This window comes from Janibacter sp. CX7, assembly GCF_024362365.1.
Lineage (GTDB): Bacteria > Actinomycetota > Actinomycetes > Actinomycetales > Dermatophilaceae > Janibacter.
In genome coordinates this window covers 1695480-1718288 of sequence record NZ_CP101464.1, presented here as the reverse complement: position 1 = coordinate 1718288, position 22809 = coordinate 1695480, and the positions used below count along the sequence as shown (strand labels likewise).

The following is a 22809-nucleotide window of genomic DNA, read 5'->3' as shown; positions in this document are numbered from 1 at the left end:
GTGGTCGACTCCCTTCGTCATGCCCGGGTCGTCGCGCTCGGCGGCGGCCACGGTCTCGCCGCCAGCCTCTCCGCCCTGCGTCTCGTCTGCGAGCAGGTGACCGCCATCGTCACCGTCGCCGACAACGGCGGCTCCTCGGGGCGGTTGCGGGGCGACTACGACGTCCTGCCGCCCGGTGACCTGCGGATGGCGCTCACCGCACTGTGCGACGACAGCGAGTGGGGCCAGACGTGGAGCGACGTGCTCCAGCACCGCTTCACCGGGGAGGGAGACCTCTCGGGGCACGCGCTGGGCAACCTGCTCATCGTCGCCCTCTGGCAGCTGCACGACGACCCGGTCACCGGACTCGACCTCGTCGGCCGGCTGCTGAGCGCACGCGGTCGGGTGCTGCCGATGGCGGCCGTGCCGCTCGAGCTCGTCGCCGAGGTCAGCGGGCTCGACCCGCACGACCCCGCGCACATCGAGACCGTCCGCGGTCAGGTGGCGGTCGCCCGGACCACCGGGCTCGTCGAGTCCATCGCGCTCGTGCCCGACAACCCACCGGCGCGACCGGAGTCGGTCGCCGCGGTCGACGCGGCCGACCACATCATCCTCGGGCCGGGCTCTTGGTACACCTCGGTGCTCACCCACCTGCTCGTCCCCGAGCTGCGCGAGGCCCTCGTCCACGCGCGGGCGCGCAAGGTGCTCACCCTCAACCTCGAGATGAACACGGCCGAGACCCGAGGATTCTCGGCGACGCGACACATCGAGACCCTCCACGACACGGCTCCCGACCTCACGGTCGACACCGTGCTCGCCGACCCCCAGACGATCGACGACCGTGACCGGCTCACCCGAGCCTGCGCGAGCCTGGGCGCCGAGCTCGTCGTCGCCCCGCTGGCCCGCCTCGAGCACCCGGGGCAGCACGATGCGCTGCGTCTTGCGGCGGCCTATCGTGACATCCTCTCGTGACCGCGCACCCGTGATCACGAGCGAGCAACCGAGAGGAACCCACCGATGGCGATGACCGACAAGGTCAAGGACGAGCTGAGCAGGTTCGAGGTGACCAAGACCTGCTGCCGCAAGGCCGAGGTCGCCAGCCTGCTGCGCTTCGCGGGCGGTCTGCACATCGTCAGCCGCAAGATCGTCGTCGAGGCCGAGCTCGACACCGCCAACGCCGCCCGGCGCCTGCGCAAGGACATCGCCGAGCTCTACGGCTACCCCTCAGAGCTGATGGTCCTGGCCGCCGGCGGCCTGCGCAAGGGCAGCCGCTACGTCGTGACGATCGCCGAGCACGGCCCCGCGCTGGCCCGCCAGACCGGTCTCGTCGACGCCGAGGGACGCCCCGTGCGCGGTCTGCCGCCGCGCGTCGTCGGTGGGTCCGTCTGCGACGCCGAGGCGGCGTGGCGCGGTGCCTTCCTCGCGCACGGCTCGCTCACCGAGCCCGGCCGCAGCTCCTCGCTCGAGATCACCTGCCCCGGGCCGGAGGCCGCGCTGGCGCTCGTCGGGGCGGCCCGTCGTCTCGGCATCCCGAGCAAGGCGCGCGAGGTGCGCGGGGTCGACCGCGTCGTCATCCGCGACGGCGACGCCATCTCGGCGATGCTCACCCGGCTCGGCGCCCACGAGGCCGTCATGGCATGGGAGGAGCGCCGGATGCGGCGCGAGGTCCGGGCGACGGCCAACCGTCTGGCCAACTTCGACGACGCCAACCTGCGCCGCTCCGCGCGCGCGGCGGTGGCCGCCGGGGCGCGCGTCCAGCGGGCCATGGAGATCCTCGGCGACGACATCCCCGACCACCTGCGCGAGGCCGGTCAGCTGCGACTGGAGCACACCGGCGCCTCGCTGGAGGAGCTCGGCCAGCGGGCCGACCCCCCGATGACCAAGGACGCCGTGGCCGGGCGGATCCGCCGGCTCCTCGCCATGGCCGACAAGCGCGCCGAGGACGAGGGCATCCCCGGCACCGAGGCGTCGCTGACCTCGGACATGCTCGACGGCTGAGGCCTGGAGCTGACCCGGGGGGGCCACCGACGAGACGGTGTGACGCAGGCCATAGGGTGGGTGCTGACCGGGTCGCTCCGGCGACTGCACTCGCACCACTGACGTGGAGGTACCCAGCGTGACAGTTCGAGTTGGCATCAACGGATTCGGCCGGATCGGCCGCAACTTCTTCCGCGCCGCCAAGGCCTCCGGGGCGGACATCGAGGTCGTGGCCTTCAACGACCTGGGTGACGACGCGACCCAGGCCCACCTGCTCGCCTACGACTCGATCCTCGGACGCTACGACGGGAGTGTCTCGGTCGTCGACGGGGGCATCGAGGTCGACGGCACGGTCGTGACCTCGCTGGCCGAGCGGGACCCGGCCGCGCTGCCCTGGGGTGACCTCGGGGTCGACGTCGTCATCGAGTCGACCGGCTTCTTCACCGACGCGACGCAGGCACGCGCGCACATCGAGGGCGGGGCTCGCAAGGTCGTCATCTCGGCCCCGGCCAAGCACGAGGACATCACCATCGTCATGGGGGTCAACGACGGCCTCTACGACCCCGAGCAGCACACGATCATCTCCAATGCCTCGTGCACGACCAACTGCCTGGCGCCGATGGCCAAGGTGCTCAACGACGGGCTGGGCATCGAGCGGGGGCTGATGACGACGATCCACGCCTACACCGCCGACCAGAACCTCCAGGACGGCCCGCACAAGGACCTCCGGCGCGCCCGGGCGGCCGCGCTCAACATCGTCCCGACGTCCACCGGCGCCGCCAAGGCGGTCTCGCTCGTGCTGCCCGAGCTCAAGGGCAAGCTCGACGGCTACGCCCTTCGCGTCCCGACGCCGACCGGCTCCGCGACCGACCTGACCTTCCAGGCCAGCCGGGAGACGTCGGTCGAGGAGGTCAACGAGCTCATGCGCGCGGCGGCCGAGTCCGGACCGCTCGCCGGCAAGCTGGTCTACACGCAGGACCCGATCGTCTCCAAGGACATCGAGACCGACCCGGCCAGCTGCATCTTCGACTCCGGCCTGACCAAGGTCCTCGGCACCCAGGTCAAGGTCGTCGGCTGGTACGACAACGAGTGGGGCTACTCCAACCGCCTCGTGGACCTCGCGGCCCACGTCGGCGGCTCGCTCTGAGACGATGCCCCCACACCACCACCCGCATCGCCCGAAAGGCCACCGTGAAGACCACTGCTGACCTCGGGGACGTGCGCGGCAAGCGCGTCCTCGTCCGATCCGACCTCAACGTGCCGCTCGACGGCGAGACGATCACCGACGACGGGCGCATCCGTGCCTCCCTGCCGACGATCTCCGCCCTGGCGGACGCGGGCGCTCGGGTCGTCGTCTGCGCCCACCTCGGCCGCCCCAAGGGCGCGCCCGACCCGCAGTACTCGCTGGCTCCGGTGGCGTCGCGGCTCGGCGAGCTCCTCGGGGCGCCGGTGGCCTTCGCCACCGACACGGTCGGGGAGTCGGCTCGCGCGGTCGTCGACGGTCTGGCCGACGGTCAGGTCGCCCTCCTCGAAAACCTGCGGTTCAACGCGGGCGAGACGAGCAAGGACGAGGCCGAGCGCGGCGCCTTCGCCGACGAGCTGGCCGCACTGGCCGACGCCTACGTGTCCGACGGCTTCGGCGTGGTCCACCGGGCGCAGGCCTCGGTCTACGACATCGCGACCCGGCTGCCGGCGGCGATGGGCGGTCTGGTGCGGGCCGAGGTCGACGTCCTGCAGCGACTGACCCGCGACCCCGAGCGCCCCTACGCGGTCGTCCTCGGTGGCGCCAAGGTGAGCGACAAGCTCGGGGTGATCGACAACCTCCTCGGCACCGCGGACCGGCTGCTGATCGGTGGCGGCATGGTCTTCACCTTCCTCAAGGCCCAGGGCCACGAGGTCGGCACGAGCCTGCTCGAGCAGGACCAGCTGGCCACGGTGAGCGAGTACCTCGAGCGCGCGCAGCGTGACGGGGTCGAGATCGTGCTGCCGACCGACGTCGTCGCGGCCACCGCCTTCTCCGCCGACGCCGACCACGAGGTCGTCGCGGCCGACGCGATTCCCGCTGACCGGATGGGACTGGACATCGGTCCCGAGTCCGCGCGGCTCTTCGCCGACAAGCTCGCCGACTGCCGCACCGTCTTCTGGAACGGCCCCATGGGGGCCTTCGAGATGGCGCCCTACGCCGCCGGCACCGAGGCCGTGGCCCGGGCGCTGGTCGAGGCGACGAAGGGGGGAGCCCTCACCGTCGTCGGTGGTGGTGACTCCGCTGCCGCGGTGCGTCAGCTCGGCTTCGCCGACGAGGACTTCGGGCACATCTCCACCGGTGGTGGCGCCAGCCTCGAGTACCTCGAGGGCAAGAGCCTGCCGGGCCTCGCCGTCTTCGACCAGGCCCAGGAGGGCTGACATGGCAACGTCGCGGACCCCGCTCATGGCGGGCAACTGGAAGATGAACCTCGACCACCTGCAGGGCACGCACCTGGTGCAGAAGCTCGACTGGACCCTGCGGGACGCCAAGCACGACTTCGGCGCCGTCGAGGTCGTCGTGGTCCCTCCCTTCACCGACCTGCGCTCGGTCCAGACGCTCGTCGAGGGTGACCGGCTCGCCCTGCGCTACGGGGCGCAGGACGTCAGCCCGCACGACTCCGGGGCTTACACCGGCGACATCTCCGCGGCCTTCCTCGCGAAGCTCGGCTGCGCCTACGTGGTCGTCGGGCACAGCGAGCGCCGCGACGGGCACGGCGAGACCGACGAGGTCGTGGCGAGCAAGGCGGTCGCCGCCTACCGGCACGGGCTCGTTCCGATCGTCTGCGTCGGCGAAGGCCTCGAGGTGCGTCAGGCCGGCGAGCACGTGGCCCACGTCCTGGCGCAGGTCGCGGGCAGCCTAACCGGCGTCACCGCAGAGCAGGCCGCGACGCTCGTCATCGCCTACGAGCCCGTCTGGGCCATCGGCACGGGCGAGGTCGCCACCCCCGAGGACGCCCAGGAGGTGTGCGCGGCTATCCGCGGCAAGCTCGCCGAGCTCTACTCCGCCGACACGTCCGCCGCGGTCCGCATCCTCTACGGCGGCTCGGTGAAGTCGGGCAATGTCGCGAGCATCATGGCCGGCGCGGACGTCGACGGTGCACTCGTCGGAGGTGCTTCGCTCCAGGCCGAGGAGTTCGCCTCGATCTGCCGCTACCAGCAGCACCTCACCGCGTGATCGAGGGGGCCAGGCGCGGGGGACCGCGTGTCGCACACCCCGGCCTGGCCCACCATCCATGTGACAGAGGTATCCTGACCCGGGCGTCAGCCGGTGACGCCGCACCCGAGACCCGACCGACAAGGACCTGATCGCGTGAACGCCGTCCGCATCGGACTGCAGGTGATCCTCGTGATCACCGGCCTGATCCTCACCCTGCTCATCCTCATGCACAAGGGGAAGGGCGGCGGCATGTCCGACATGTTCGGTGGCGGCATGTCCGCGTCGCTGGGCAGCTCGTCCGTCGCCGAGCGCAACCTCACGAGGTTCACGATCGTCATCGGCCTCGTCTGGTTCACGGCCGTCGTCGGCATCGGCCTCATCGACCGCTTCGACGCCTGACGCGTCACGCACCCACAGGAGCTTCGCATGGCAGGTGGAAACGCGATCCGCGGCAGCCGTATCGGCGCCGGTCCCATGGGCGAGGCCGAGCGCGGCGAGGCCGCCCCCCGGACCTTCGTCTCCTACTGGTGCGCCAACGGCCACGAGGTGACGCCCTCCTTCGCCGTCGAGGACGGTGTCGAGGTCCCCGACGTGTGGGAGTGCAAGCGCTGCGGCCTGCCTGCAGGCCGTGACAAGGACAACCCGCCGGCCCCGCCGACGGCCGAGGTCTACAAGACCCATCTGGCCTACGTGAAGGAGCGCCGCTCCGACAGCGAGGGCGAGGCGATCCTCGAGGAGCGCCTCGGCGAGCTGCGCGATCGCGGCCTCATCCGCTGATGTCCTGAGTCGCTGCCCTAGCCCGCCGGACAGACCTGAATCCGCATGACCCTAGGGTCATGCGGATTCAGGTCTGTCCGGCGGTGTTCGGCCGTCCGCAGGGGGCTTCCGGGCGTCAGATGGGCTGCGGGGGCCGGCGTCAGGTGAGCCGGGAGAGCCGGGAGGCGGCGGCCTCGTCGACCAGCCAGAGGGTTCGGCCCAGGGCCTGCAGCTGTGCGGCGGTGCTCTCCTGCGCGGGGGCGCCGGAGACCCCCTTCGCCACGGCCTCGGCCTTGTCGGCGCCCGCCACGACGAACCACACCTCGTGCGAGCGGGCGAGGCAGCCGAGGGTGAGCGAGACCCGGATGGGGGGAGGCTTGGGGGAGTCGTGGACGGCGATCGCGAGGGCGTCGTCGCGGAGCTGCGCCGGGTGGCCGGGGAAGAGCGAGGCGACGTGACCGTCTGGCCCCACACCGAGGAGCACGACGTCCCAGGAGCCCCCGCCGTCGACCCGCAGCGCCCGCTCGTAGGCGATCGCCGCAGCCTCGGGTGATTCCGAGGTGTCGGGGCCGGGGACCCGGTGGACGCGAGCCGGGTCGAGGGGGAGGCGGTCCAGGCCCGCCGAGTCGTTCTGGGTGTCGTTGCGGTCGGGGTCGCCGAGGGGCAGCCACCGCTCGTCGCCCCACCACACGTGCACCCGGGACCAGTCGACGACGTCGACCGCCGGGTGATCGGCGAGGGCCGCGACGAGGGCGGAGCCCATCGATCCGCCGGTGAGTGCCACGTGGGCCTCGCCCCGCAGCGCCACCGCCTCCTGGACGCTCGCCAGCAGCCGGCCGGCGATCATCGTCGCCGTCGTGGCGGCGTCCGGGTGGACGAGGACGATCCGCTGGGCCATCTCAGTCCTCCAGACGCTCGCGGACGGCGCTCTTGACCGCCTCGGTGCTCCGGTCGGCACGCTCGGGGGATGCCTCGACCATCGCGCTGCGGATGATCTCGCTCGACTCCTCCGCGAGGCGCTCGGTCGTGCGGCGCGCCTCGCTCGGCGACGGGACGAGCCCCGCGTCGACGGCCTCGGTCATCGTCATCCGTCGCCGGGTGATCTTGGGTAGACCCGAGGTCAGGGCGTCCTCGTAGACCTCGTCGGGGTCGAGCCGGCTCAGCTCGTCGGCGAGGCACTCGGCGTCCGACCGCGGCGCGAGCGCGATGGCCCGCTGCGGCTGGTCCGGCTGGTCGAGGGTGGCCGTCGCCCCGTGCTGCGGCCGCACGAGGTCGATCGGTCCGGAGGCGCGCTCGAGCCGGACGCTGACGATGCCGGAGCCGGCGCGCGACCGGATGAGCGAGACGGGGCAGCGCAGCCGGGCCCGCAGCCAGCCGGCGAGGAGGTCGGCGGATGGGGAGTCGGCGCCGCCGACGACGGTGGCCGACTCGACGGATTCGAAGGGAGCCCGGTCCAGGGTCGTCGCCAGCAGGCCGCGCCACAGGGTCACCCGGCTCCAGGCGAGGTCGGTGTCGCCCGGCTGGTAGGTGCGAGCGAGCCGCTTGAGGGTGCTACCCGTGTTGTCGGCGACGGCGCAGTCGGTGATCCGTCGCTGGGCCATGGCACCCACGGGGTCCGCGGACGGGTCCTTGGGCGCCTCGCGCGGCCACCAGGCGACGACGGGGGAGTCGGGCAGCAGCAGTGGCGTCACGACGCTGCGGGCATGGCCGACGAGCTCGCCGAAGAGTCGCAGCACGACGACCTCGGAGGCGCCGGCGTCGCCACCCACCCGGATCTGGGCGTCGAGACGCGCCTTGCCGCGGGCATTGGCGAGGATGACGCAGACGATGCGGGCCGGGTGCTGGTGGCTCGCGGAGTTGGCGACCGCCAGGGCATCCTCGGCGTCGTCCTCGTCGACGACGATGACGAGGGTGAGCACGCGGCTGAGCGCCATGGCGCCCACGTCCTCACGGATCTCGACGAGCCGGTGGCTGATCTGCGCCGTGGTGGCATTGGGCAGGTCGACGATCACGGCATCCTCCAGGTGCGTCCGTCACGCTGCATCATCTCGTCGGCGGCCGCCGGACCCCAGGTGCCGGCGGGGTACTGGTCGACGCCTCCGCGCTGCTTGGCCCAGAAGCGCTCGATCGGGTCGAGGATCTTCCACGACAGCTCGACCTCCTCGTGGCGGGGGAAGAGCGGCGGGTCGCCGAGGAGCACGTCGAGGATGAGTCTCTCGTAGGCCTCGGGGCTGGACTCGGTGAAGGCGCGGCCGTAGCCGAAGTCCATCGTCACGTCGCGCACCTCCATCTGGTTGCCCGGGACCTTGGCGCCGAAGCGCATCGTCACGCCCTCGTCGGGCTGGACGCGGATGACGACGGCGTTCTGCCCCAGCTCCTCGGTCTCGGTGTCGGTGAAGGGCAGGTGGGGTGCCCGCTTGAAGACGACGGCGATCTCGGTGACCCGTCGCCCGAGGCGCTTGCCGGTTCGCAGGTAGAAGGGGACACCGGCCCAGCGGCGGGTGTCGATGTCGAGGCGGACGGCAGCGTAGGTCTCCGTCGTGGAGTCGGCGGCGACCCCGTCCTCCTGCAGGTAGCCGATGACCTTGTCACCGCCCTGCCAGCCGCCGGCGTACTGCCCGCGCACGGTCGCGGTCTCGAGGTCCTCGGGGACGCGGACGGCCTCGAGGACCTTCTCCTTCTCGGTGCGCAGCGCGGCGGCGTTGAAGCTCGTCGGCTCCTCCATCGCGGTCAGGGCCAGCAGCTGGAGCAGGTGGTTCTGGATGACGTCGCGGGCGGCGCCGATGCCGTCGTAGTAGCCCGCGCGGCCACCGATGCCGATGTCCTCGGCCATGGTGATCTGCACGTGGTCGACGTAGTGGCTGTTCCACACCGGCTCGAACATCTGGTTGGCGAAGCGCAGGGCGAGGAGGTTCTGCACCGTCTCCTTGCCGAGGTAGTGGTCGATCCGGAAGATCGAGTCCGCCGGGAAGACCTGCTCGACGATCGTGTTGAGTTCTTGCGCGCTCTCCAGGTCGTGCCCGAAGGGCTTCTCGATGACCACCCGTCGCCACGAGTCGTCCGTCGGCGTCGCCAGCCCGGAGCGCTGCAGCTGCTCGCAGACGGTGGAGAAGAACCCCGGCGGGATCGACAGGTAGAAGGCGTGGTTGCCGCCGGTACCGCGCGCCTCGTCGAGCTCGCGCACCGTCTGCGCGAGCAGGTCGAAGGCCGCCGGGTCGTCGAAGGTGCCGGGGACGAATCGGAACCCCTCGGACAGGCTGCGCCACACCTCCTCACGGAAGGGCGTGCGCGCGTGCTCGCGGACGGCCTCGTAGACGACCTTGCCGAAGTCCTGGTCCGCCCAGTCACGACGGGCGAAGCCGACGAGGGAGAACCCCGGCGGCAGCAGCCCACGGTTGGCCAGGTCGTAGATCGCCGGCATGAGCTTCTTGCGGGCCAGGTCACCCGTCACGCCGAAGAGGACGAGGCTGCACGGCCCCGCGATGCGCGGCAGGCGCTTGTCGCGGGGGTCGCGCAGCGGGTTGGAATCGGCGGTGACCCGCGCCGGGCTCATGCGTCACGCCCCGTGAGGGCTCGCGTCACCGCAGCCAGTCCGGCGTCGTGGTCGGTGAGGTGCAGGACGAGCACGGGCCGGCCGTGGTCCGCGAGCACCTGGGCATCGCCGCCGGCCTGCGCGGCGATGAAGTCACCGAGCGTGAAGTCACGACCGGGGACCGGCAGGTCCTCGCGCGGGGTGTCCGTGACCTGCAGGTAGACCCCGGTGGCCGGGCCGCCCTTGTGGTACTGCCCCGTCGAGTGCAGGAAGCGCGGCCCCCAGCCGAAGGTCACGGGGCGCTGGACGCGCTCGGCGAGCGCGTCGGCCACCTCGGCGAAGGGAGCATCGCCCTCGCGGTCGAGGTAGGCCATGACGGCGACGTAGCCGTGCTGCGGGTCGAGCTGGGCGAGCAGGGCGCTGACGGCGGAGTCGACGTCCGTCGCCCCACCGAGCCAGTCACCGCCGAGGTGCCGCACGGTGACCGGGCCGTCGACGAGGTCGTCGGTCGCCTCGTCTCCGCCGGACCCCGACATCAGGTCGCGGGCGGCCTGCTTGGCGCTCTCGACGTCGGGCTGGTCGAAGGGGTTGATCCCGAGCAGCCGACCGGCGACCGCGGTCGCGACCTCCCACAGGAGGAACTGCGCGCCGAGCGAGCCGCCGACGTCCACGGTGGAGGCGGCCACGGGGGCGCTGTCGTCACCGTCGTCGGGCACGAGGCGCACGATCGTCGCGTCGGCCGGGGGAGCGCCCTCGCCGGGCCGGTCGAGGACGACCGGCAGCAGGCCGGTGCCGTCCTTGCCGGTCGACTCCGCGATGAGCTGCTCCGCCCAGTCGCCGAGACCGCGAGCCTGCGTGCCGTGGTCGACGAGGTAGACCTTGTCGCGAAGGGGGGAGGTCCCGCCGATCGCCGCCCCGAGCCGCAGCCCGGGGTTGGCCTCGTCGTCCTCGGCGAGCAGGTCGGCGACCGCCTCGGCGTCGTCGAGGAGGGCCTCGACGTCGGCCCCGGCGAGCCCGGAGGGCACGAGACCGAAGGCCGTCAGGGCCGAGTAGCGCCCACCGACACCGGGGTCGGCATTGACGACGTGGTAGCCGCTCTCGCGGGCCTGCTCGTCGAGCGGGCTGCCGGGGTCGGTGACGACGACGATGCGCTGCGCGGCGTCGATGCCCGCGTCGGCGAAGGCCTGCTCGAAGACCCGACGCTGCGAGTCGGTCTCGACGGTGGAGCCGGACTTGCTCGACACGACGACGACGGTGCGCTCGAGATCGGTCACGGCCCCGCGCACGACATCGGGGTGGCTCGAGTCGAGGACGACGAGCGAGACGCCGGCGGTGGCGCAGATGACCTCGGGCGCGAGCGAGGAGCCGCCCATGCCGCAGAGGACGACCCGGTCGACGCCCTGCTCGCGCAGCCGGTCGCGCAGCGCCGAGATCTCGCCGACGAGGTGGCGCGAGGTGCGCCCCAGGCCCACCCAGGACAGCCGCTTGGCGGCCTCTTCCTCGGCCGCCGGTCCCCACAGGCTCGCGTCCTGGGCGAAGATCCCGCTCGCGACGCCGTCGGCGACGAGGGCGGGGACGTGCGCGGCGACCGCGTCGGCCGCCGCGCCTGCAGCCGCGACGGAGAGGCTGGTCACTTCGCGGCCTTGGTCAGCTCCGCGCTCACTCCGTCGAGGAGCTCGCCCCACGCCTTCTCGAACTTCTCGACGCCCTCGACCTCGAGCTTGTCGGTGACCTCGGTGTAGCTGATGCCGAGGGCCTCGAGCCGGTCGAGGACCTCCTGGGCCTGCGCGTAGCCGCCGGTGATGGTGTCGCCGGTGACCTCGCCGTGGTCGATGGTCGCGTCGAGGGTCTTCTCCGGCATCGTGTTGACCGTGTCGGCCGCGACGAGCTCGGTGACGTAGAGCGTGTCCGGGTAGGCGGGGTCCTTCACGCCGGTGGAGGCCCACAGCGGACGCTGGCGGCGCCCCCCTTCGGCCTCGAGACGCTGCCACCTCGGCGTGCTGAAGACCTCCTCGTAGGCCTGGTAGGCGAGACGGGCATTGGCCACGCCCGCCTGGCCGCGCAGGGCCTTGGCCTCGTCCGTGCCGATGGCGTCGAGCCGGGCGTCGATCTCGGTGTCGACGCGGGAGACGAAGAAGGAGGCCACGGAGTGGATCTTCGAGATGTCCTTGCCCGCGGCGAGGGCCTGCTCGAGGCCCTCGACGAAGGCATTCATCACCGCGCGATAGCGCTCGAGGCTGAAGATCAACGTGACGTTGACGCTGATCCCCTCGGCGAGGGTGCGGGTGATGGCCGGCAGGCCGGCCTGCGTCGCCGGGATCTTGATGTGCACCTGGGGGCGGTCGACGGCGGCGGCGAGCTCCTGGGCGGAGGCCGCGGTGGCCTCGGGGTCGTGGGCCAGGCGGGGGTCGACCTCGAGCGAGACCCGGCCGTCGACACCGTCGGTCGCCTCGAAGATCGGGGCGAAGAGGTCACAGGCCTCGCGCACGTCGTCGGTCGTCAGGGCGAAGACGACCTCGTCGACGTCCTTGCCCTCGGCGGCGAGCCGGCCGAGCTGCTCGGTGTAGGCGTCGCCGTCGGCGAGCGCGGCCTGGAAGATCGACGGATTGGTCGTGACGCCGACGATCCCTGTGGTGTCGATGAGCTGCTGGAGGTTGCCCGAGCGCAGCCGCTCGCGGCTGAGGTCGTCGAGCCAGACGGAGACTCCTGCGTCGCGCAGCGCGGCGATCGGGGCGGGAGCGGTGGGGAGCTGGTCGGCCATGGCGGTCATCCCTTCGCGTTCTTGATGGAGGTCTTTGCCGCCTTGACGACGGCGGCGGACGTGATGCCGAACTTGTCGTAGAGGGTCGCCGCGTCGGCGGAGGCGCCGAAGTGGTCGATGCCGACGATCTCACCGGCATCGCCGACGACCTCGCGCCAGCCGAAGGGGGTCGCGGCCTCGACCGAGACACGCGCCCGGACGGCGGCCGGCAGGACCTTCTCCTTGTAGGCCTTCGACTGGGCGTCGAACCACTCGCGGCACGGCATGGAGACGACGCGTGTGCCGATCTTGGCCTTCTCGAGCGTCGTGCGGGCCTCGAGCGCGACCGCGACCTCCGTGCCGGTGGCGACGATGATCACGTCGGGCACCTCGGTGCTCGACTCGGCGAGGACGTAGCCACCCTTGGCCGCTCCCTTCGCCGACGCGTACTCCGACCGGTCGACGGTCGGCGTGCCCTGACGGGAGAGCGCGAGGGCCGCGGTGGAGCGGTTCTTGAGGACCTGCCCCCAGCACACGCTGACCTCGTTGGCGTCGCCCGGGCGGACGACGTCGAGGCCGGGCATGGCCCGCAGCGACGCGAGGTGCTCGATCGGCTGGTGGGTCGGGCCGTCCTCGCCGAGGCCGATGCTGTCGTGGGTCCAGACATAGGTGACCGGCAGTTGCTGCAGGGACGCCAGGCGCACGGCGGGGCGCATGTAGTCGGAGAAGACGAGGAAGGTGCCGCCGTAGACGCGGGTCAGGCCCTCGAGGGCGATGCCGTTCATCGCCATGCCCATGCCGTTCTCACGGATGCCGAAGTGGAGGGTGCGGCCGTACTCGTCGCCCTTCCACGTGTCGGTCTGCTTGCTCTTGGGCGTGAAGGAGGGCTGGCCGTCCATCGTCGTGTTGTTGGAGCCGGCGAGGTCGGCGGAGCCGCCCCACAGCTCGGGCATGACGTCGGCGAGAGCGGTGAGGACCTTGCCCGACGCGGCGCGCGTGGCCAGGCCCTTGTCCGAGGCCTCGAAGGTCGGCAGCGCCTTGTCCAGGCCCACCGGGACCTTGCCCGCGACGACACGGTCGAGCAGCTCGGCGCGCTCCGGGTTGGCCTTGCGCCACGCGGCGAAGCGCTTGTCCCACTCCTTGTGGGCCTCCTTGCCGCGCTTCTTCACAGCGCGGGTGTGGTCGAGGACGGCCTTCTCGACGGCGAAGGACTTCTTCGGGTCGAAGCCGAGCAGCTCCTTCGTCGCCGCGACCTCGTCCTCGCCGAGCGCCGAGCCGTGCGAGGCGCCGGTGTCCTGCTTCGTCGGGGCCGGCCACGCGATGATCGTGTGCAGCACGATCAGCGTCGGGGCCTTCGTGTTCTTCTTCGCCTGCTGGGTCGCGGCGAGCAGGGCGTCGACGTCCTCGACGTAGGCCTTGCCGTCACCGGTCTTGCGCCAGTCGACGTCGATGACCTCCCAGCCGTAGGCCCGGTAGCGCGCACCCACGTCCTCGCTGAAGGCGATGTCGGTGTCGTCCTCGATGGAGATCTGGTTGGCGTCGTAGATGACGTTGAGGTTGCCGAGCTCCTGGTGGCCGGCGAGCGAGCCGGCCTCCGCGGAGACGCCCTCCTGCATGTCGCCGTCGGAGGCGAGGCACCAGATCGTGTGGTCGAAGGGGGAGGTCCCCGCCTTGGCGTCGGGGTCGAAGAGACCGCGCTGGCGGCGCTGGGCCATCGCCATGCCGGTCGCGGAGGCCAGTCCCGACCCGAGGGGGCCGGTGGTGATCTCGACGCCCGCGGTGTGGTGGACCTCAGGGTGGCCCGGGGTCAGCGAGCCCCACGTGCGCAGGGACTTCAGGTCGCTGAGCTCGAGGCCGTAGCCGGAGAGGAAGAGCTGGACGTACTGCGTCAGGGAGGAGTGCCCGACCGACAGGACGAAACGGTCGCGACCGAGCCACGTCGGGTCGGCCGGGTCGTGTGTCATCACCTGCTGGTAGAGCAGGTAGGCGACGGGGGAGAGGCTCATCGCGGTGCCGGGGTGACCGCTGCCGCACTCCTGGACCGCGTCGGCGGCGAGGAGCCGGCCGGTGTCGACGGCGCGCACGTCGAGGTCGCTCCACCCGGCCTTCTTCACCACGGGCATCGGCAGGTCGCTCGAGCGGGACGAGGTGCCGGCGGGACCGGCGGGGTTGGCCGAGGCCACGGTGCGGGTCGTTCCCTTCGGGGCAGCGCTACCGGCTGCCTTCTTCGCGGGAGCCTTGGGCGAGGTGGCGGTGTCCGTGCTCACGGAGGACCTTTCTGCTGCGGGAGCGTGCGTGCTGCCGCCCACACTAGTCCCGTCCGCCGGGGCCGTGACGAGTGCAACCCGGGGCCGGGAGCACTGCCCGTCACGGGTAGACTCCTCGGAGGCCGGGCCCAGTTCGGCCGTGACCCAACCCCCTTCGGCAAAGGCAGTCCGTGACCACTCTCGAGTCGACGCGCGAGCTGTCGCCGGCGACCCGTTCGTGGCGCCGCACTGTGGGCGCCTACATCGCGCTCACCAAGCCGCGCATCATCGAGCTGCTGCTCGTCACGACGGTCCCGGTGATGTTCCTCGCCGAGCGTGGCGTCCCCTCCCTCGCGCTCATCGTGCTCACCCTCGTCGGTGGCAGCCTGAGCGCCGGCGCGGCCAACACCTTCAACATGGTCTACGACCGCGACATCGACGCCAAGATGGGCCGGACGCAGAACCGTCCGCTCGTCACCGGCGAGGTGACCCCGCGGGCCGCGCTCGTCTTCGGCATGGTGCTCACGGCGCTGTCGACCGCGTGGCTGTGGCTGCTGGTCAACCCGCTCTCGGCGGTGCTCTCGCTCGCCGCGATCGTCCTCTACGCCGTCGGCTACACGATGATCCTCAAGCGTCGCACCCCGCAGAACATCGTGTGGGGCGGCATCGCCGGCTGCATGCCGACGCTCATCGGCTGGTCGGCCGTGACCAACTCTGTCGGCTGGCCGGCGATCATCCTCTTCCTCGTCATCTTCTTCTGGACGCCGCCGCACTACTGGCCGCTGTCGATGAAGTTCACCGACGACTACGCCAACGCCGGCGTCCCGATGCTGCCGGTCGTCGAGCAGATGACGACGGTGTCGCGGCAGGTCGTCGCCTACTCCTGGGTGATGGTCCTGACCTCGCTCGCGCTCATCCCCGTCGCGGACATGGGCTGGGTCTACCTCGGCGCGGCCGTCGTCTCCGGCGGGCTCTTCGTCGGTGAGGCGCACCGCCTCCACGCCGCCGCCAAGCGCGGCGCGAAGCAGTCGGTCCTCAAGCCGATGCGGCTCTTCCACTTCTCGATCACCTACGTGACGCTGCTCTTCCTCGGCGTGGCGATCGACCCGCTGCTGCACCTGCCGCTGCCCGGCCTCGCCTGACCTCTTCGGGTCCGGTACCACTCGCGGGGCCGAGTCGTCCTGCTCCTCGCGCTGACGAAGGGGGCAGGTCGGCGCTGGGCCGAAGTCCTTCGTCGTCGTCCGGTCCAGTTGTCGAGCTCGACTTCGGCTTGATTCGCGCCGACCCACCCCCTTCGTCCGCTGGATGTGCGGTGACCGGCCCCTTCGTCTGCTGCTGCCGTCGCCGGGTCGAAGAAGGAACGCTCGCTCGAGCGGGCGTTCCTTCTTCGAAGCGCGTGTCCGAGCGCGTGGGCGCCGGGGCTCAGTCGGCCGGCAGGGGCTCCGTCGTCCGGGAGAGGACGATCGCGCGGGTGATGGCGACGACGAGCAGGCTCGCGCCGAGCATGTGGGCGAGCACGAGGACCTCGGGCAGCTTCGTCACGTACTGCACGTAGCCGATGAGGCCCTGGGCGAGGGTGACGATGAGCACGACCCACCACGCGCGGGCGGGGCCGGCGGCGCGCTGGGTGAGCTTCGCCCCGAGCCAGACGGCGACGCAGATGCCGACGAAGAGCATCACCGCGTCGGCGTGCAACCACGAGATCGTCCGGGGGTCGAAGCCCGTGCGGGCCGGGGTGTCGGCATCGCCGGAGTGCGGGCCGGAGCCGGTGACGATCGTGCCGAGCAGCAGGACGACCGCGGCCACGGCCACGAGGAGCCACTGCAGCCGGGCGACGAGCGGGTGCAGCAGCGAGCGGGTCGCGCCGGAGGGCTGCCGCTGGCGCCAGTAGAGCCACGCGGAGACGGCGATGAGGCCCATGGAGCACAGGAAGTGGAAGGCGACGATCCAGGGGTTGAGGCCGGTGCGCACGGTGATGCCCCCGACGATCGCCTGGGCGAGGATGCCGGCCATGACGACCCACGTGCCGATGACGAGCTCGCGCCGGTCACGCGCCCAGCGGTAGAGCGCGACGAGCAGCGCGAGCGCGACGAAGCCGAGGAGCCCGGTGAGCGTGCGGTTGCCGAACTCGATGAGCTTGTGGATGCCCTCCTCCTGCTCGACCGTCGGCACGTAGGAGCCGGGGACGCACTCCGGCCACGTCGGGCAGCCGAGCCCGGAGCCGGTGAGGCGGACGAGGCCGCCGGTGACGACGATGCCGACCTCGACGATCAGGTTGAGCAGGAGCAGGCGCGGCAGCCACGTGCGGGCGGCCTGGGGGAGGGTCTCGGGCACCCCACTACGGTATGTCGTAGCCGAGGGCGCTCCGACCACCGGGTCGGCAGCAGGCGAAGGGGGAGTCAGTCCCGCCAGCGGAAGGCCCGCACGACGGCGAGGCTGAGCACCGCGCCCCACCCCACGAGCACGAGCCAGGGCAGCAGCGGCACGCCGTCGCCGGTGAGGGCCTGGCGCAGGGCATCGCCGAGCGCGCCCGACGGCAGCCAGCGCACGACCGCGTCGAGCCCGCCGAAGGTGTCGCCGGGCAGCAGCAGGCCACCGGCGCCCGCGAGCAGCACCCACACGAGGTTGGCGACCGCGAGCACGGCCTCGGCACGCAGCACGCCGGCGAGCAGCAGGGCGAGGGCGACGAAGACCCAGACCCCGAGCGCCGCGCTCACCGGCGTCACGAGCAGGCCGACCGGGTCGGGGCGCCAGCCGAGGACGGCGGCGACGGCCCCGAGGACGACGAGCTGGCCGACGACGACGGACGCGACGGCCAGCGCCTTGCCGGCGAGCAGCCCGTCGGTTCCGACGGGTGAGGTCGCGAGCAGGCGCAGCACGCCGTAGCGCCGGTCGAAGGCGGTCTGGATCGCCTGACCGGTGAAGGCCGTGGAGACGATGGCCAGGGCGAGCACCCCGGGGGCGACGAGGGCGATCCGCGGCTCGGGCAGATCCGGGTAGGAGGTCGCGGTCAGGGCCAGCATGGCGAGCACGGGCAGGACGAGCGAGACGAGCAGCTGCTCGCCGTTGCGGACGAGGATCTCGGCCTCGAAGCGCGCCTGCGCGAGGACGCGTCGGCCCCGCGGCTGGACGGTGCTCGTCGTGGTCTCAGCGGTCACGCAGGCCTCCGGTGAGCGCGAAGTAGGCGTCCTCGAGACGCGCGCCGTCGGCGATCTCGTCGGGCGTGCCGTCGGCCACGACCCGGCCCCCGGCGAGGATGACGACCCGGTCGGCGAGACGCTCGGCCTCCTCGAAGCCGTGCGTCGTGACGACGAGGGCCACGCCCTCGTCGCGCCGCTCGCGCAGCAGGTCCCACACGTCCAGACGGGCGTGCGGGTCCAGCCCCGCGGTCGGCTCGTCGAGGAAGGCGACCTCGGGGTCGCCGAGCAGGGCGGCGGCGAGGGCGACCCGCTGGCGCTGGCCGCCGCTCAGGCGCCGGACCGGCGTGCGGGCGAAGGGGGTGATGTCGAGTCGCTCGACGAGCTCCGCGGCGCGGTGGGTCCGGTGGAGCCGGCCGAGGTGGGCGAGCAGGCGGGTGGCCGGCACGCTCTGGGGGAGGCCGCCGTCCTGGAGCATGACCCCGACGCGGGCGCGGTGCTCGGCGCTGGCGTGCCACGGGTCGGTGCCGAGGACGCGGCAGGTCCCGCCGTCCGGGCGTTGGAGCCCCTCGAGGCACTCGATGGTCGTCGTCTTGCCGGCACCGTTGGGTCCGAGGACGCAGGTGATCTCGCCCGTGCCGGCAGCCCACGAGGCCCCGTCCACGGCGATGGTGTCACCGAAGACGCGGCGCAGGTCCTCCACGACGACGGCAGCAGTCACGAGCGGCAAGTCTAGGCAGACCCCCTTCGGGTGTGGGGTTAGGCATACCTTTGTTGTGTGTTGCGTCGAATTACATAACATGGATGTGTGGTTATTTCCCCGCGGGCACCTCAGGCGTCGGACTCCGACGCCGCGACCCGCGATGCCCGCACCCGGGACCGCGTCCTCGCGATGATCAGCGAGCGCGGCCCGATCACCGCGGCCGACCTCGCCGCCCTCCTCGGACTGACGGCCACCGGCGTGCGCCGCCACCTCGACCAGCTCGCCGAGACCGGCGCCGTGACCAGCCGGGCACCGCACGCCGGCAAGCGCGGCCGCGGCCGCCCCGCCCGTGAGTGGGTCGTCGGCGACACCGGCCACGAGCGGCTCGCCTCCGACTACGACGACCTCGCGACCGATGCGGTCCGCTTCGTGCGCGACACCGCCGGCCCCGAGGCCGTCCGTGCCTTCGCCGACCAGCGCATGAGCGCCCTCGAGGCCCGCTGCGCCGCACAGGTCGACGCCGCGGGCGACCACCCCCGGGCCCGCACCGAGGCCCTGGTGTCCGCCCTTCGCGCCGAGGGCTACGCTGCCAGCGCCCGCACGGTCGGCGACGACGTCGTCGTCGGCCTCCAGCTGTGCCAGGGCCACTGCCCGGTCCAGCACGTCGCCGCGGAGTTCCCGGAGCTGTGCGAGGCCGAGACCGATGCCTTCAGCCGACTCCTCGGCGTCCACGTCCAGCGCCTGGCCACCCTGGCCCAGGGCGATCACGTCTGCACCACCTTCGTCCCCACCGCGGGGGCGCGTCCCCACACAGAGAGGTCCACCCGATGAGCACCAACATCGAAGAGCTCAACCCCGGGCTCAAGGACATCGGCAAGTACGAGTTCGGCTGGGCCGATGCCGACACCGCCGGTGCCAGCGCCAAGCGGGGCCTCAACGAGGCCGTCGTCAGCGACATCTCCGAGCGCAAGGGCGAGCCGCAGTGGATGCGTGACCTGCGCCTGAAGTCGCTGCGTCTCTTCGACAAGAAGCCCATGCCGAGCTGGGGCAGCGACCTCACCGGCATCGACTTCCAGAACATCAAGTACTTCGTGAAGTCCACGGAGAAGCAGGCCGCGTCGTGGGACGACCTGCCCGAGGACATCAAGAACACCTACGACAAGCTCGGCATCCCCGAGGCGGAGAAGCAGCGCCTCGTCGCCGGCGTCGCCGCGCAGTACGAGTCGGAGGTCGTCTACCACCAGATCCGCGAGGACCTGGAGGAGAAGGGCGTCATCTTCGTCGACACCGACACCGGTCTGCGCGAGCACGAGGACCTCTTCCGCGAGTACTTCGGCACGGTCATCCCCGCCGGCGACAACAAGTTCGCCGCGCTCAACACGGCCGTGTGGTCGGGTGGCTCCTTCATCTACGTCCCGCCGGGTGTCCACGTCGACATCCCGCTGCAGGCCTACTTCCGGATCAACACCGAGAACATGGGCCAGTTCGAGCGGACGCTGATCATCGCCGACGAGGGCTCCTACGTGCACTACGTCGAGGGCTGCACCGCCCCGATCTACAAGACCGACTCGCTGCACAGTGCCGTCGTCGAGATCGTCGTGAAGAAGAACGCCCGCGTGCGCTACACGACGATCCAGAACTGGTCGAACAACGTCTACAACCTCGTCACCAAGCGCACCACGGTCGCCGAGGGCGGCACGATGGAGTGGGTCGACGGCAACATCGGCTCCAAGGTGACGATGAAGTACCCCGCGTGCTTCCTCCTCGGCGAGCACGCGAAGGGCGAGACCCTCTCGATCGCCTTCGCCGGCGAGGGCCAGCACCAGGACGCCGGCGCCAAGATGGTGCACGCCGCGCCCAACACCTCGAGCTCGATCATCAGCAAGTCGGTCGCCCGTGGTGGCGGTCGCACCTCCTACCGCGGCCTCGTCCAGGTCCTCGAGGGTGCGACGAACAGCAAGTCCAATGTCGTCTGCGACGCGCTGCTCGTCGACACGATCAGCCGCTCCGACACCTATCCCTACGTCGACGTCCGCGAGGACGACGTGCAGATGGGTCACGAGGCGACCGTCTCCAAGGTCTCGGCCGACCAGCTCTTCTACCTCATGTCCCGCGGGCTGAGCGAGGAGGAGGCCATGGCGATGATCGTGCGCGGCTTCGTCGAGCCCATCGCGCGTGAGCTGCCGATGGAGTACGCCCTCGAGCTCAACCGCCTCATCGAACTCCAGATGGAAGGAGCCGTCGGCTGATGAGCCTTCTGGCTGACTCGGGCCCCAAGGCCCACACCCACTCCGCCGACACCCTGGTCCCGGACCAGTCCCGCGCCGAGCGCACGCGCTCGTGGTCGGTGGCCGACTTCGAGCTGCCGACCGGCCGCGAGGAGGACTGGCGCTTCACCCCCGTGGGTCGGCTCACCGACCTCCTGGCGGACGAAGGGGGGTCCGCCGAGCTCGGCGTGACCCACCACCTGCCCGAGGGCGTCACCCGGTCGGTCGTCCCGGCCGCGGAGGCCCGCGCCCTCGGCGTGCCGGCGCCCGGTGACCGTGCCGCGGCCGTCGCCGCCGGTGGCGGTGACGTGACGCTCATCGACATCCCCGCCGAGGCCGAGCTCACCGAGCCGGTCCGCATCTCGCTCGCCGGCACCGGCGGCGAGATCGTGCGGGCGCACCACGTCGTGCGGGTCGGGCGCTTCGCCCGCGGCACGATCGTCGTCGAGCACTCCGGCACCGCCGACTACACCGAGCTGCTCTCGGTGCTCGCCGGTGACGGCTCGCAGCTGACGATCGTCACGCTCCAGGACTGGGAGGACGACGCTCACCACCTCGGCCAGCACGACGTGGTCGTCGGCCGCGACGCGAGCGTGCGGCACATCGCCGTGACCATCGGTGGCGGCATCGTGCGCCTCAACACCAACGCGACCTACGCCGGTCCGGGTGGCTCCTTCGAGGGCCTGGGCGTCTACTTCGCCGACGCCGGCCAGCACCTCGAGCACCGGCTCTTCGTCGACCACGAGGCGCCGCACTGCTCGAGCAATGTCGAGTACAAGGGCGCGCTGCAGGGCGAGACGGCCCACACCGTGTGGGTCGGCGACGTGCTGATCCGCGCGGCCGCCGAGGGCACCGAGACCTACGAGCTCAACCGCAACCTCGTCCTCACCGACGGCGCGCGGGCCGACTCCGTGCCCAACCTCGAGATCGAGACCGGCGAGATCGTCGGCGCCGGGCACGCCTCGACGACCGGGCGCTTCGACGACCAGCAGCTCTTCTACCTGCAGGCTCGTGGCATCCCCGAGGACGAGGCCCGTCGCCTCGTCGTGCGCGGCTTCTTCAACAGCATCGTCGCGCGCATCGGCGACGCGGAGATCAGCGACCGGATCATGGCCGCGATCGACGTCGAGCTCGAGGGCGGCGCCGCATGAGTGCCGTCGCCGAGCCCGACTACATCCGCGTCTGCAGCCTTGACGAGCTGACCGTGGGGGAGGCGGCCAAGGCCGACATCGGTGGCCGCATCGTGGCGATCGTGCGCACCGAGGACGGCGCCGTCCACGCGGTCGACGACACCTGCACCCACGCCAACGTCTCGCTCTCCGAGGGCGAGGTCGACGGCTGCGCCATCGAGTGCTGGCTGCACGGCTCGCGCTTCGACCTGCGCACCGGCGCCCCCAGCCACCTGCCGGCGACCGTGCCCGTCGCCGTCCACACCGTCCAGGTCACCGAGGCCGGCGACGTGCTCGTCGCCCTCGCCGACTGACCTTCCCCCTTCGACCGAAAGAACCGACATGGCAACGCTCCAGATCACCGACCTGCACGTCAGCGTCGAGACCGAAGACGGCCCCAAGGAGATCCTCAAGGGCGTCACCCTGACCATCCGGTCCGGCGAGACCCACGCGATCATGGGCCCCAACGGCTCCGGCAAGTCCACGCTCGCCTACTCGATCGCCGGCCACCCCAAGTACACCGTCACCTCCGGCGAGGTCACCCTCGACGGCGAGGACGTGCTGTCGATGTCCGTCGACGAGCGCGCTCGCGCCGGCCTCTTCCTCGCGATGCAGTACCCCGTCGAGGTCCCCGGTGTCACGGTGAGCAACTTCCTGCGCACCGCCAAGACCGCCATCGACGGCGAGGCCCCCAAGCTGCGCACCTGGGTCAAGGAGGTCCGCGGCACGATGGAGGAGCTGCGCATGGACTCCTCCTTCGCCGACCGCAATGTCAACGAGGGCTTCTCCGGTGGTGAGAAGAAGCGCCACGAGATCCTCCAGATGGAGCTGCTCAAGCCGAAGTTCGCCGTCCTCGACGAGACCGACTCCGGCCTCGACGTCGACGCGCTGCGCGTCGTCTCGGAGGGCGTCAACCGCGCCAAGGAGTCGACCGACGCCGGCGTCCTGCTCATCACGCACTACACGCGGATCCTGCGCTACATCAAGCCCGAGTTCGTCCACGTCTTCGTCGACGGCAAGATCGCCGAGGAGGGCGGCCCGGAGCTGGCCGACCAGCTCGAGGCCGAGGGCTACGACCGCTTCATCGCGACGGGGGAGCCCGCCACGACCGCAGGGGCCTGA

General features: G+C 71.6%; 22 protein-coding genes. 13 read left to right on the top strand and 9 right to left on the bottom strand.

From position 1 onward, the window contains the following. From yvcK to NMQ01_RS08410, 7 genes are all read left to right on the top strand, one after another. Positions 1-951 carry a uridine diphosphate-N-acetylglucosamine-binding protein YvcK gene (gene yvcK / locus NMQ01_RS08440; RefSeq protein ID WP_255183506.1) on the top strand — a complete coding sequence of 317 codons (951 nt, stop codon included), beginning with the start codon at positions 1-3 and terminating at the stop codon, positions 949-951. A gap of 45 nt (positions 952-996) precedes the next feature. Next, positions 997-1977 (top strand): DNA-binding protein WhiA, encoded by a 981-nt coding sequence (gene whiA / locus NMQ01_RS08435; protein ID WP_255183505.1) that lies wholly within the window; start codon positions 997-999, stop codon positions 1975-1977. A 118-nt stretch (positions 1978-2095) separates the two neighbouring features. Then, entirely contained in the window at positions 2096-3103 is a 1008-nt protein-coding gene (gap, locus tag NMQ01_RS08430) for a type I glyceraldehyde-3-phosphate dehydrogenase (RefSeq protein ID WP_255183504.1), read from the top strand. A gap of 44 nt (positions 3104-3147) precedes the next feature. Further along, on the top strand, positions 3148-4359 hold the full coding sequence (gene pgk / locus NMQ01_RS08425) for a phosphoglycerate kinase (RefSeq protein WP_255183503.1): 1212 nt from the start codon (positions 3148-3150) through the stop codon (positions 4357-4359). Between the two features lies 1 nt (position 4360). Continuing rightward, entirely contained in the window at positions 4361-5155 is a 795-nt protein-coding gene (gene tpiA, locus NMQ01_RS08420; protein WP_255183502.1) for a triose-phosphate isomerase, read from the top strand. Positions 5156-5290: 135 nt separating this feature from the next. Then, positions 5291-5536 carry a preprotein translocase subunit SecG gene (secG, locus tag NMQ01_RS08415; protein ID WP_072624685.1) on the top strand — a complete coding sequence of 82 codons (246 nt, stop codon included), beginning with the start codon at positions 5291-5293 and terminating at the stop codon, positions 5534-5536. 27 nt (positions 5537-5563) lie between these two features. Further along, positions 5564-5914 carry an RNA polymerase-binding protein RbpA gene (locus NMQ01_RS08410; RefSeq protein WP_255183501.1) on the top strand — a complete coding sequence of 117 codons (351 nt, stop codon included), beginning with the start codon at positions 5564-5566 and terminating at the stop codon, positions 5912-5914. A 139-nt stretch (positions 5915-6053) separates the two neighbouring features. On the opposite strand, the gene pgl is transcribed toward NMQ01_RS08410, so the two are convergent. Genes pgl through tkt form a run of 6 tightly spaced genes read right to left on the bottom strand, consistent with a single transcriptional unit; the run spans position 6054 to position 14288 of the window. Continuing rightward, positions 6054-6791, bottom strand: a complete 738-nt coding sequence (gene pgl / locus NMQ01_RS08405; protein ID WP_255183500.1) for a 6-phosphogluconolactonase — start codon at positions 6789-6791, stop codon at positions 6054-6056. Between the two features lies 1 nt (position 6792). Next, positions 6793-7905 (bottom strand): glucose-6-phosphate dehydrogenase assembly protein OpcA, encoded by a 1113-nt coding sequence (opcA, locus tag NMQ01_RS08400; protein ID WP_255183499.1) that lies wholly within the window; start codon positions 7903-7905, stop codon positions 6793-6795. Continuing rightward, a complete protein-coding gene (gene zwf / locus NMQ01_RS08395; protein ID WP_255183498.1) occupies positions 7902-9446 on the bottom strand; it encodes a glucose-6-phosphate dehydrogenase in 1545 nt (514 codons plus the stop codon). Before zwf ends, opcA begins: the two co-directional genes overlap by 4 nt. Beyond that, positions 9443-11059, bottom strand: coding sequence for a glucose-6-phosphate isomerase (locus tag NMQ01_RS08390; protein ID WP_255183497.1), 1617 nt, complete (start codon positions 11057-11059; stop codon positions 9443-9445). Before NMQ01_RS08390 ends, zwf begins: the two co-directional genes overlap by 4 nt. Next, on the bottom strand, positions 11056-12195 hold the full coding sequence (tal, locus tag NMQ01_RS08385; protein ID WP_255183496.1) for a transaldolase: 1140 nt from the start codon (positions 12193-12195) through the stop codon (positions 11056-11058). Before tal ends, NMQ01_RS08390 begins: the two co-directional genes overlap by 4 nt. Beyond that, positions 12192-14288: a transketolase gene (gene tkt / locus NMQ01_RS08380; protein ID WP_255186343.1), complete on the bottom strand. Its 2097-nt coding sequence runs from the start codon at positions 14286-14288 to the stop codon at positions 12192-12194. Before tkt ends, tal begins: the two co-directional genes overlap by 4 nt. 314 nt (positions 14289-14602) lie before the next feature. On the opposite strand from tkt, the gene NMQ01_RS08375 reads away from it, so the two are divergent. Further along, entirely contained in the window at positions 14603-15553 is a 951-nt protein-coding gene (locus tag NMQ01_RS08375; RefSeq protein WP_255183495.1) for a heme o synthase, read from the top strand. Between the two features lie 280 nt (positions 15554-15833). Here NMQ01_RS08375 and NMQ01_RS08370 read toward each other — a convergent pair whose 3' ends face one another. From NMQ01_RS08370 to NMQ01_RS08360, 3 genes are all read right to left on the bottom strand, one after another. Next, positions 15834-16745, bottom strand: coding sequence for a heme A synthase (locus NMQ01_RS08370; protein WP_255183494.1), 912 nt, complete (start codon positions 16743-16745; stop codon positions 15834-15836). A 65-nt stretch (positions 16746-16810) separates the two neighbouring features. After that, positions 16811-17569, bottom strand: coding sequence for an ABC transporter permease (locus NMQ01_RS08365; RefSeq protein WP_255183493.1), 759 nt, complete (start codon positions 17567-17569; stop codon positions 16811-16813). After that, complete coding sequence (locus NMQ01_RS08360) at positions 17559-18269, bottom strand: ABC transporter ATP-binding protein (protein WP_255183492.1); 711 nt, start codon at positions 18267-18269, stop codon at positions 17559-17561. Before NMQ01_RS08360 ends, NMQ01_RS08365 begins: the two co-directional genes overlap by 11 nt. Positions 18270-18356: 87 nt before the next feature. Between NMQ01_RS08360 and NMQ01_RS08355 the strand changes: the two genes are divergently transcribed. The 5 genes from NMQ01_RS08355 to sufC are packed head-to-tail and all read left to right on the top strand — an operon-like array spanning position 18357 to position 22809. Beyond that, entirely contained in the window at positions 18357-19082 is a 726-nt protein-coding gene (locus NMQ01_RS08355; RefSeq protein ID WP_255183491.1) for a metalloregulator ArsR/SmtB family transcription factor, read from the top strand. Then, positions 19079-20500: a Fe-S cluster assembly protein SufB gene (sufB, locus tag NMQ01_RS08350; RefSeq protein WP_255183490.1), complete on the top strand. Its 1422-nt coding sequence runs from the start codon at positions 19079-19081 to the stop codon at positions 20498-20500. Before NMQ01_RS08355 ends, sufB begins: the two co-directional genes overlap by 4 nt. Continuing rightward, the gene (gene sufD / locus NMQ01_RS08345; RefSeq protein ID WP_255183489.1) at positions 20500-21669 is read left to right on the top strand and encodes a Fe-S cluster assembly protein SufD; all 1170 of its coding nucleotides are present in this window, start codon (positions 20500-20502) and stop codon (positions 21667-21669) included. The genes sufB and sufD overlap by 1 nt, the downstream gene beginning before the upstream one ends. Next, a complete protein-coding gene (locus NMQ01_RS08340; protein ID WP_255183488.1) occupies positions 21666-22001 on the top strand; it encodes a non-heme iron oxygenase ferredoxin subunit in 336 nt (111 codons plus the stop codon). Before sufD ends, NMQ01_RS08340 begins: the two co-directional genes overlap by 4 nt. 28 nt (positions 22002-22029) lie before the next feature. Beyond that, a complete protein-coding gene (gene sufC, locus NMQ01_RS08335) occupies positions 22030-22809 on the top strand; it encodes a Fe-S cluster assembly ATPase SufC (protein WP_255183487.1) in 780 nt (259 codons plus the stop codon).

What these genes read in the sequence shown, in the direction of transcription:
- whiA (WP_255183505.1), top strand. Translation starts at nt 997, where the DNA reads ATGGCGATGACCGACAAGGTCAAGGACGAGCTGAGCAGGTTCGAGGTG.
- tpiA (WP_255183502.1), top strand. Translation starts at nt 4,361, where the DNA reads ATGGCAACGTCGCGGACCCCGCTCATGGCGGGCAACTGGAAGATGAAC.
- NMQ01_RS08410 (WP_255183501.1), top strand. Translation starts at nt 5,564, where the DNA reads ATGGCAGGTGGAAACGCGATCCGCGGCAGCCGTATCGGCGCCGGTCCC.
- pgl (WP_255183500.1), bottom strand. Translation starts at nt 6,791, where the DNA reads ATGGCCCAGCGGATCGTCCTCGTCCACCCGGACGCCGCCACGACGGCG.
- zwf (WP_255183498.1), bottom strand. Translation starts at nt 9,446, where the DNA reads ATGAGCCCGGCGCGGGTCACCGCCGATTCCAACCCGCTGCGCGACCCC.
- tal (WP_255183496.1), bottom strand. Translation starts at nt 12,195, where the DNA reads ATGACCGCCATGGCCGACCAGCTCCCCACCGCTCCCGCCCCGATCGCC.
- tkt (WP_255186343.1), bottom strand. Translation starts at nt 14,288, where the DNA reads ATGCCCGTGGTGAAGAAGGCCGGGTGGAGCGACCTCGACGTGCGCGCC.
- sufB (WP_255183490.1), top strand. Translation starts at nt 19,079, where the DNA reads ATGAGCACCAACATCGAAGAGCTCAACCCCGGGCTCAAGGACATCGGC.
- sufD (WP_255183489.1), top strand. Translation starts at nt 20,500, where the DNA reads ATGAGCCTTCTGGCTGACTCGGGCCCCAAGGCCCACACCCACTCCGCC.
- NMQ01_RS08340 (WP_255183488.1), top strand. Translation starts at nt 21,666, where the DNA reads ATGAGTGCCGTCGCCGAGCCCGACTACATCCGCGTCTGCAGCCTTGAC.
- sufC (WP_255183487.1), top strand. Translation starts at nt 22,030, where the DNA reads ATGGCAACGCTCCAGATCACCGACCTGCACGTCAGCGTCGAGACCGAA.